We start from the raw sequence: 9,191 nt of genomic DNA on the forward strand, positions 1-9,191 counted from the left end.
AATGACGGTCGTGAAAATTTTTGTGAACTATAAGGAATCGATCTTAAATCCGGAAGCAGAAACAATTAAAAAAGCTCTTGGCCGTCTTGGTTATCAGAATATTGCCGAGTTGAAAGTGGGCAAATCATTCGAGCTGACTCTGGCAGACGGCTTGACCCAAGAACAGATCAAATGCGAGGTCAATGAGATCTGCGATCGGATGCTGGTCAACTACAACATGGAAAATTATCGCTATGAGATCAGCGAAACGGAGGTAATTTAATGAAGTTTGCGGTCCTAGCCTTTCCGGGTTCTAACTGTGAAAAAGACAGTTTTTATGCACTCAAAGACGTCTTGGAAGAAGATGTCGCCTTAGTTTCATACCAAGCCGAGTCACTAGACGGCTTTGATGCCGTGGTCGTTCCGGGCGGCTTTTCCTACGGCGATTACCTGCGCAGCGGGGCGCTGGCACGTTTCGCACCGATCATTCCGGCTCTAAAAGCCTTTGCTGCCGCCGGCAAACCGGTCCTCGGGATCTGCAACGGCTTTCAGATCTTGACCGAGGCGGGCTTGCTGCCCGGCTCTCTTCAGAAAAATACTGCCGGCAAATTTATCTGCCGCCAGCAAAAACTGGTCGTTGCCAATGCCCAAACGCCATTTTCTTCCCGCTACCAAGCAGGTCAAGTCATTACCTTGCCGATCGCCCACGGAGACGGCAATTACTATGCCGATGAACAAACTCTCCAAGAATTAGAGGAAAATGGGCAGATCGTTTTCACATATCAGGATAATCCCAACGGCAGCCTCAAAGATATTGCGGGGATCACCAATCAAGCCGGCAATGTTTTAGGCATGATGCCCCACCCAGAACGGGGTGTCGAAGAAATTCTCGGGTCTGCTGACGGCATTCAACTTTTCCAGTCACTGATCGATCATGTCGAGGTAGCTGCTCATGAATAAAACAAACGTCAAAACACCAGAAGTTTCACCTGCAGAGATCGAAGAACAACGATTATACCGGACCTTGGGCTTGTCTGATCACGAATATCATCTGATCAAAGATGAAGTCTTGGGCAGATTGCCAAATTACACCGAGATCGGCTTGTTTTCGGGCATGTGGAGCGAGCATTGCTCCTATAAGAATTCCAAACCGGTTCTGAAAAAATTTTACTCCCAGGGTCCTAAAGTCGTGCAAGGTCCCGGTGAAGGTGCCGGGATCATCGATATTGGCGACGGGCAGGGAGTAGTCTTTAAGGCCGAAAGTCACAACCATCCTTCAGCTGTCGAGCCGTTTCAGGGGGCAACCACTGGGGTCGGCGGGATCTTGCGCGATATTTTTTCGATGGGTGCGCGTCCGATCGCCAGCCTAGACAGTCTGCGGTTCGGCACTCCCCAGACTCCAGCGGATCGGTATTTGATCTCGCAGGTCGTAGCTGGGATCGCGTCTTACGGCAACTGTATCGGGGTGCCGACGGTTGGCGGCGATCTTGCCTTTGACGATGCTTATCAGCAAAACCCGCTGGTCAACGTGATGGCAGTCGGCTTGATGGATCTTGACCAGATCCAAGTCGGAGCGGCAGCTGGAGTTGGCAACAGTATTATCTATGTCGGTGCCAAAACTGGGCGCGATGGCATCAACGGCGCGTCATTTGCGTCGGCTCAATTCGATTCCGACCACGAAAGTCAGCGTTCGGCGGTCCAAGTCGGCGATCCCTTCACTGAAAAATTGGTGATGGAAGCTTGTCTAGATGTCAGCCAAAATCATGCCGCTGCCTTAGTCGGGATCCAGGATATGGGAGCTGCCGGCTTGGTTTCTTCTTCGGCTGAGATGGGTTCAAAAGCAGGCGGTAACGGGATGGTTTTGGATCTAGACCTCGTGCCGCAACGTGAAGCTGAAATGACGCCCTTTGAAATGATGCTGTCTGAATCCCAGGAACGGATGCTTTTGTGCGTCAAAAAAGGGTGCGAAGCAGAGATCTTGGATGTTTTCGCGCACTACGGCGTCGAAGCTGTCGTGATCGGTCATGTCACTGACGATGACCGTTATCGCTTGGTGCATCACGGCGAGGTCGTCGCGGACGTACCAGTCGACGCGCTAGCTTCACAAGCTCCAGTCTACCAGCGGGAAAGTGCAGTTCCAGCGCACATTAATAATGCCGCTCCCCAACAATTTGTACCAGAAATTAGTGACGCGACTGCTGTCTTAAAAGAAATGCTCAGCCAGTTGACGATCGCTTCTAAAGAAAGTATTTATGAAACCTATGATTCTCAAGTGCAGACTAACACGCTTGTCCGTCCCGGCTCGGATGCTGCCGTGGTGCGGATCCGGCACTATAACAAGGCGTTGGCACTCACAACTGACGTCAACGGCCGCTACCTCCACTTAAACCCTAGGATCGGCGGACAGATCGCAGTTGCAGAGGCTGCCAGAAACATTGTCGCTGCGGGTGCAAAACCGCTCGGGATCACCGATTGCTTGAACTTTGGCAACCCGGAAAAACCGGAACAATTCTATGAATTGGACCAGGCGGTCATGGGCATGAGCGAAGCCTGCCAAAAAATCGGGGCACCAGTGATCTCTGGCAACGTCTCACTCAATAACGAATACGATGGCGTGCCGATCTATCCGACGCCGATGGTCGGGATGGTTGGTTTGATCCAAGGACTCGAACATATTACGACCCAAGATTTCAAACAAGCCGGCGATTTGGTCTATGTGCTTGGCCGGACCAAAGATGATTTCAACGGTTCAGAGATCCAAAAAATGCAGACGGGCGCGGTATCCGGTCAGTTGTTTGACTTTGACCTGGACTACGAATTACAAATGCAAAACCTGGTGGCCCAAGCAATTCAAGCAGGGCTGGTGCAAAGTGCCCATGATGTTTCCGAAGGCGGGCTGATCACAGCTTTAGCTGAAGCAACTTTTGGCAATCAACTCGGGATCCAGCTCACGAGCGACTTGACGGTCCGGCAATTTTTCGCTGAAACTCAGTCGCGCTTTGTGCTGTCGATCACCCCAGCGGCTCAAGCTGCTTTTGAAAAATTATGCGGAGAAAACGCGGTTAAATTAGGTCAAGTAACGGCAGAAGATCGGTTAGAGGTAACAGCAAAAGACGGCCGGTTCGACCTGGCTGTCTCTAAAGCGCGCGCTCTCTGGAAAGGAGCCCTGGCATGCAGTCTCAAGTAAGCAGTTTAAATGAAGAATGCGGGGTTTTTGGTGTCTGGGGAACTCCTGACGCTGCCTTTTTGACCTACTGCGGCTTATTTTCTTTGCAGCACCGCGGGCAGGAAGGGGCCGGGATCACGATCAATGACAACGGTCAACTGCGCACCAAGCGCGGGTTGGGAGTGTTAAATGATGTTTTCAATGCGGCTGACTTGCAGGAGCTAAAAGGACAAGCAGCAATCGGACATGTCCGCTATTCGACGGCTGGCAGCAATTTATTGGAAAACATCCAGCCGCTGCCTTTCAACTTTAGTGATACCCAATTTGCCTTAGCACATAACGGCAACTTGACTAATGCCCTGACGATCCGCAAGAACCTGGAAGACCAGGGAGCAATCTATCATTCAAGTTCCGATTCGGAAAACTTGATGCACCTGATCCGGCTAAGTAAGGAAGAAACTTTGGATGACCAAGTCAAGGATGCGCTGCGGCAGATCAAGGGCGGTTTCGCCTACCTCTTGCTGACAAAAGACCGCTTGTACGCGGCGCTTGACCCCAACGGTTTTCGACCGTTAGTCGTCGGCCAGCTGCCAAATGGCGGCTATGTTGTCTGCAGCGAGACTTGCGCCTTGGATGCAGTCGGGGCGAAGTTTCACTGTGACGTCCAACCCGGTCAGCTCTTGAAAATTGATGAGAACGGCTTGAGCGTTTCGGAGTACACGACCGACACGCAGCTGGCGATCTGTTCGATGGAGTTTATCTATTTTGCCCGGCCGGACTCCGACATTTACGGGGTCAATGTTCATTCCGCGCGCAAGAACATGGGGGCTTTATTAGCCCAAGAACAACCGGTGGAAGCTGATCTGGTGACTGGCGTGCCGAATTCCTCGCTCTCAGCCGCGATGGGCTATGCCCAAGCTTCCGGTCTGCCCTATGAAATGGGTTTGGTCAAAAATCAGTATTCAGCCCGGACTTTTATTCAGCCGACCCAAGAGCTGCGTGAACAAGGAGTCAATATGAAACTGTCAGCGGTCAAAGGAGTAGTCGCCGGCAAACGGGTCGTCTTAGTCGATGACTCGATCGTGCGCGGTACGACCAGCCGCCGGATCGTCAAATTACTCAAAGACGCCGGAGCAGCTGAAGTGCACCTGCGGATCGCTTCGCCGCCCTTACGCTACCCGTGTTTTTACGGGATCGATATTCAGCATGCCAGCGAGCTGATCGCGGCTAACCAGAGTATCGCGGAGATGCGGGAAACTTTTGGCGCCGATTCGCTGGGCTTTCTGAGCGTCCCCAGCCTGATCAAGGCGGTCGGGTTAAAGACGGGGGCTCCAAACGGCAGTCTTTGCGTGGCGTACTTTGACGGCAAATACCCGACACCGCTCTACGATTACCAAGAATCATACGAGCAGGAACAAGCAGCGCTGAAAGGCTGTCTGAAAGTCTAATTTAGCAGATGAAAGGATCATATAATGGATGCCTATAAAAAAGCAGGAGTCGATATTACCGCCGGGTACCGCCTAGTCGATGCGCTCAAAGAACTGACGCAAAATGACGCCCTTGGTTCCTTTGGCGGAATGTTTCCCTTAGAACTCGGCACGTACGATGAACCGGTTTTAGTAGCCGGGACCGATGGGGTCGGGACCAAGCTGCTGGTTGCGGCCCAAGCCAAGCAAAACGCACAGGTCGGCGTCGATCTGGTGGCCATGTGTGTCAACGATATCTTGGCTCAGGGCGCTAAACCTCTATTTTTCTTGGATTACCTGGGGACTGGCCATTTGGAAGAAAAAAAGGCTACTGAGATCTTGAGAGGAATAGTCGCCGGGGTCAAGGAAGCTGGAGCCGTGCTTTTGGGCGGTGAAACAGCGGAGATGCCTGACATGTACGAACACGGCCGCTACGATCTGGCTGGCTTTGCCGTCGGGATTGCTGACAAAAAGAAGCTCTTAACAGCCCAAAACACGAAGGAAGGCGACGTTTTGCTGGGACTGGCAGCGAATGGCCTGCATTCCAACGGTTTCAGCCTGGTGCGCGACATTTTGTTTAAGCAAAACGGTTTTTCGCTAGACGAGGTCTTGCCCGGCTGTCAAACGGACTTGCGCCATGAACTGCTCAAGCCGACCCGGATCTATGTCAAGTCGGTCTATCCGTTGGTTGAGGCGGGGTTAGTACATGCGATCGCACACATCACCGGCGGGGGCTTAGTCGAAAATGTTGCCCGGATCTTGCCGGATGGTTTAGCTGCTGAAATCGACCTGGCTGCCTGGCAAGTGCCTGCGATCATGCAAGATCTGCAGAAATTAGGTCAGTTGAGTTTCGCTGACATGACGCAGACCTTTAACCTTGGTCTCGGGCTGGTAGTGGCGGTCGATCCTAGCATGGCCGCAGAAGTAAAGGGTCAGTTAGAGCAGGCAGGAGAGAGAGTTTATCAAGTGGGTCGAGTAATGCCCGGGTCCAAACAAGTGAAGATCAGAGGTGAGCTGTAGTGGCAGCACCAATCAAGAGGATCGCGATCTTTGCATCGGGTGAAGGAACTAATTTTACCGCCTTATGCCAAGCATTTGCCCGGCAAAATCTGCCCTTAAAAGTTTGCTTGCTGGTCTGTGATCACCAAAATGCCAACGTCTTAAAGCGTGCCGCGCGTGAAAACGTCCCAACACTCGTGGTCAATTTTAAGGATCATCCTGACAAAGCTGCCGCTGAAAGGGTCATTGTTGCTCAGCTAGCCGAAAAACAGGTCGACTTTATTTTGTTAGCCGGCTACATGCGGATCGTCGGGCCCACCCTTTTGGGCGAATACACGGGGAAGATGATCAACATCCATCCCGCCTTATTGCCGCTTTTTCCCGGGCGTCACGGGATTGAGGATGCCTATCAGGCCGGAGCCTCTGAAACAGGGGTCACGATCCACTGGGTCGATGCCGGGATCGATTCCGGGCAGGTCATCGCGCAAAGCAAGGTGCCGGTTTATCCGGGAGATAGTTTGCCCGAGCTTGAAGCGCGGATCCATGCCAGGGAACATGAATTTTATCCAGCCGTAGTCAAGGAACTTTTAGAAAAAGGAGAAATTTAACGATGACGAGAAGAGCTTTACTGAGTGTTTCCGACAAAACGGGTTTGCTGGAATTTGCCCAGCAGTTACTGAAATTGGATTTTGAACTTGTCTCAACTGGAGGCACTAAAAAAGCACTGGAGGAAGGCGGCTTGACCGTCACTGGTGTCGATGAAGTGACCGGCTTTCCGGAAATGCTGGACGGACGAGTTAAGACTTTGCATCCGAAGATCCATGGCGGCTTATTGGCCAAACGAGACAAGCAAGAGCACATGCAGCAGTTACACGATGCCGGGATCACCCCGATCGATCTAGTGGTCGTTAACCTCTATCCTTTCAAGCAAACGATCTTGGATCCAACCACTACCCAAGCACAAGCCATCGAACAGATCGACATCGGCGGACCTTCGATGCTGCGGGCGGCAGCCAAAAACTTTGCCGATGTATTGCCCGTCGTTGATCCAGCCGACTATCCGGCAGTGACTGACTTCTTGCAAAAGAACATCAATAACCAGACTTTCCGCAAACAGCTGGCAGCCAAAGTTTTCCGTCACACTGCTGCCTATGATGCTTTGATCGCCAATTACTTAACCGAAGAAGAATTCCCGGAGAAGCTGACTTTGACCTTTGAAAAGCAGCAAAGTCTGCGTTACGGAGAAAACAGCCACCAAGCAGCGGCTTTTTACCGCAAACCAATTCCGGCGAAACTTTCGCTAATTACCAAGCAGCTGCACGGCAAGGAACTCTCTTTCAATAATTTGAAAGACGCTAATGCAGCCTTGACCATGGTCAGCGAGTTCGACCAGCCCGCTGTTGTTGCCATGAAACATATGAATCCCTGCGGAGTCGGGATCGCGGATGAGATAGAGACCGCTTGGGACGAAGCTTATGAATCCGATCCAATGTCGATCTTTGGCGGGATCGTAGCTGTTAACCGCCAAGTGAATGCAGCGACCGCGCAGAAAATGCACGAGATCTTTTTGGAGATCGTGATCGCACCTTCATTTAGTGATGAAGCTTTGGAAATCTTGAGCAAGAAGAAAAATATTCGCCTGCTGCAAGCAGACCTCAGTCACCGCGATCAAGCCGAGCGTTATGAAGCGATGACAGTCAGCGGCGGTTTGCTGGTCCAAGAAACGGACCGTCAAGTTGAAGAGCCGGCTGACTTTACTGTCGTGACTAAGACTCAGCCGACTAAAAAGCAGTTAAAGGCGCTCCAGTTTGGCCAGCATGTCGTTAAATTTGTCAAAAGCAATGCGGTCGTCGTCACCACTGATTCTAAGACGCTTGGAGTGGGGATGGGGCAGCCCAACCGGATCGATTCGACTAAGATCGCAATCCAAAAGGCGATGCCAAAGGACGGCTATGAGGACGCGATCCTCGCTTCGGATGCCTTCTTCCCGATGGATGACTGCGTAAAATACGCTGCCCAGCATAATATCAAAGCTATCATCCAGCCAGGCGGCAGCATTCGAGACAAGGATTCGATCGCGATGGCGGACAAATACGGGATCGCGATGGTTACGACCGGCGTGCGGCACTTCAGACATTAAGGAGGGGACGGCAGCTTGAAAAATGTACTTGTGATCGGTGCGGGTGCACGTGAACACGCAATTGCTGCAACTTTTATGCGCAGCCCGCAGGTCGATCGTGTTTACTGTGCCCCAGGCAATCCGGGCATGGTCAAAAGCGGGGTCCAGCTGGCAGACATTGCTGAAAATGACTTTGAGAGCTTGGCAGAATTTGTCGAGCAAAAACAGGTCGACTTGGTTTTCGTTGGACCGGAAGCACCTTTAGCTGACGGGATCGTCGACTTCTTGCAAAAACGCGGTGTGCAGGTTTTCGGCCCTTCACAGAGTGCGGCGCGGCTGGAAAGTGACAAGAAGTTTGCCAAAAACTTCATGTTGCGTAACCAAGTTCCGACCGCTGCCTTTGCGACTTTTAGCGACTATGAAACGGCACTGGTCTACGCGCAAAACTTGAGTTTTCCATTGGTGATCAAGGAAAATGGTTTGGCAGGCGGCAAAGGCGTGCAGATCGTGACTGAGAGCGCCCAATTGGAAAAGGCTTTGCATCAAGCCTTCACTCAGGGCAGCCAAGTTCTGGTCGAGGAATATTTGGCAGGCGAAGAGTTTTCCTTGATGCTGTTTGTCGGCGGACCAGAACCGGTCGTTTTACCGATCTCCCAAGATCATAAGAAAATTTTTGCAGGGGAGAAGGGGCCTAATACCGGCGGCATGGGAGCCTATTCGCCGGTGCCGCACATCACGAGTGAAATCGTGGAACAAGCTCGGCAGACCATCGTAGAGCCGACGATCGCCGGTTTGAAAAAAGAGGGCTTGGAATATTCCGGCACACTGTACATTGGCTGCATGCTGACGCCGACGGGGATCAAGGTCATTGAATACAACGTGCGGCTGGGCGATCCGGAGACGCAGGTCTTGCTGCCGCAGCTGACCAGCGATTTTTACACGGCGATCACCGATTTGACGGCAGGACGGACGCCAGACATGAAGTGGCAAGGACAAGATTTTTACCTGGGGACTGTTGTGGCCGCTCCCGGCTACCCGAGCCAGCCCAAACAAGGACTGCCATTGCCGGAACTGTCGGCTAACGTTTTTTATGCCGGGGTCGTCAGTGCTGGCAAGCGGCTGTTAAGTTCTGGCGGGCGGATCTTCACTCTGGTGGAACACGCACCGAATTTGAAGGAAGCACAAGCCAAGGTCAATGCTGCACTAGGAAAGTTAGATTTGGCGGAGTTTTATTACCGCGAAGATATCGGGTTTCGAGATTTATAAGTTGAATTATTGGGGAACCGCTGGGCTTTTGAGCCGGCGGTTTTTTTGGTGCGCCCGGCATGGGCAGTAACTAGGCGGTGTGAGTCCGCTGTGAGCCGTAGTGGTCGGTATCACAAGTCGAAGGCAAGGGTGTCTATTGCGAGGTAGAATCTGAAGGAAGCCCTAGACAAAACATCGAATCGATGTACAAGAAGTG

The 9,191-nt window shown here is 52.1% G+C and carries 8 protein-coding genes; all 8 read left to right on the plus strand.

The genetic code is table 11. The annotated features are described in order from the left end of the window. Position 1: 1 nt before the first annotated feature. The 8 genes from purS to purD are packed head-to-tail and all read left to right on the plus strand — an operon-like array spanning position 2 to position 8,995. A complete protein-coding gene (gene purS, locus LFYK43_RS06125) occupies positions 2-262 on the plus strand; it encodes a phosphoribosylformylglycinamidine synthase subunit PurS (RefSeq protein WP_124976471.1) in 261 nt (86 codons plus the stop codon). After that, positions 262-939, plus strand: coding sequence for a phosphoribosylformylglycinamidine synthase subunit PurQ (gene purQ / locus LFYK43_RS06130; RefSeq protein WP_124976473.1), 678 nt, complete (start codon positions 262-264; stop codon positions 937-939). Before purS ends, purQ begins: the two co-directional genes overlap by 1 nt. Next, the gene (purL, locus tag LFYK43_RS06135) at positions 932-3,166 is read left to right on the plus strand and encodes a phosphoribosylformylglycinamidine synthase subunit PurL (RefSeq protein WP_124976475.1); all 2,235 of its coding nucleotides are present in this window, start codon (positions 932-934) and stop codon (positions 3,164-3,166) included. The genes purQ and purL overlap by 8 nt, the downstream gene beginning before the upstream one ends. After that, positions 3,151-4,593, plus strand: coding sequence for an amidophosphoribosyltransferase (gene purF, locus LFYK43_RS06140; RefSeq protein WP_124976477.1), 1,443 nt, complete (start codon positions 3,151-3,153; stop codon positions 4,591-4,593). The genes purL and purF overlap by 16 nt, the downstream gene beginning before the upstream one ends. Before the next feature lie 24 nt (positions 4,594-4,617). Then, positions 4,618-5,631 (plus strand): phosphoribosylformylglycinamidine cyclo-ligase, encoded by a 1,014-nt coding sequence (gene purM / locus LFYK43_RS06145; RefSeq protein WP_124976479.1) that lies wholly within the window; start codon positions 4,618-4,620, stop codon positions 5,629-5,631. Between the two features lie 11 nt (positions 5,632-5,642). Further along, positions 5,643-6,218 (plus strand): phosphoribosylglycinamide formyltransferase, encoded by a 576-nt coding sequence (gene purN / locus LFYK43_RS06150; protein ID WP_439957209.1) that lies wholly within the window; start codon positions 5,643-5,645, stop codon positions 6,216-6,218. 2 nt (positions 6,219-6,220) lie between these two features. Further along, a complete protein-coding gene (purH, locus tag LFYK43_RS06155; protein ID WP_124976483.1) occupies positions 6,221-7,750 on the plus strand; it encodes a bifunctional phosphoribosylaminoimidazolecarboxamide formyltransferase/IMP cyclohydrolase in 1,530 nt (509 codons plus the stop codon). 15 nt (positions 7,751-7,765) lie between these two features. Then, positions 7,766-8,995: a phosphoribosylamine--glycine ligase gene (gene purD, locus LFYK43_RS06160; protein ID WP_124976485.1), complete on the plus strand. Its 1,230-nt coding sequence runs from the start codon at positions 7,766-7,768 to the stop codon at positions 8,993-8,995. Positions 8,996-9,191 lie beyond the last annotated feature (196 nt).

It is taken from the genome of Ligilactobacillus salitolerans (genome assembly GCF_003864415.1).
GTDB lineage: Bacteria > Bacillota > Bacilli > Lactobacillales > Lactobacillaceae > Ligilactobacillus > Ligilactobacillus salitolerans.

What these genes read in the sequence shown, in the direction of transcription:
- purS (WP_124976471.1), top strand. Translation starts at nt 2, where the DNA reads ATGACGGTCGTGAAAATTTTTGTGAACTATAAGGAATCGATCTTAAAT.
- purQ (WP_124976473.1), top strand. Translation starts at nt 262, where the DNA reads ATGAAGTTTGCGGTCCTAGCCTTTCCGGGTTCTAACTGTGAAAAAGAC.
- purL (WP_124976475.1), top strand. Translation starts at nt 932, where the DNA reads ATGAATAAAACAAACGTCAAAACACCAGAAGTTTCACCTGCAGAGATC.
- purF (WP_124976477.1), top strand. Translation starts at nt 3,151, where the DNA reads ATGCAGTCTCAAGTAAGCAGTTTAAATGAAGAATGCGGGGTTTTTGGT.
- purM (WP_124976479.1), top strand. Translation starts at nt 4,618, where the DNA reads ATGGATGCCTATAAAAAAGCAGGAGTCGATATTACCGCCGGGTACCGC.
- purH (WP_124976483.1), top strand. Translation starts at nt 6,221, where the DNA reads ATGACGAGAAGAGCTTTACTGAGTGTTTCCGACAAAACGGGTTTGCTG.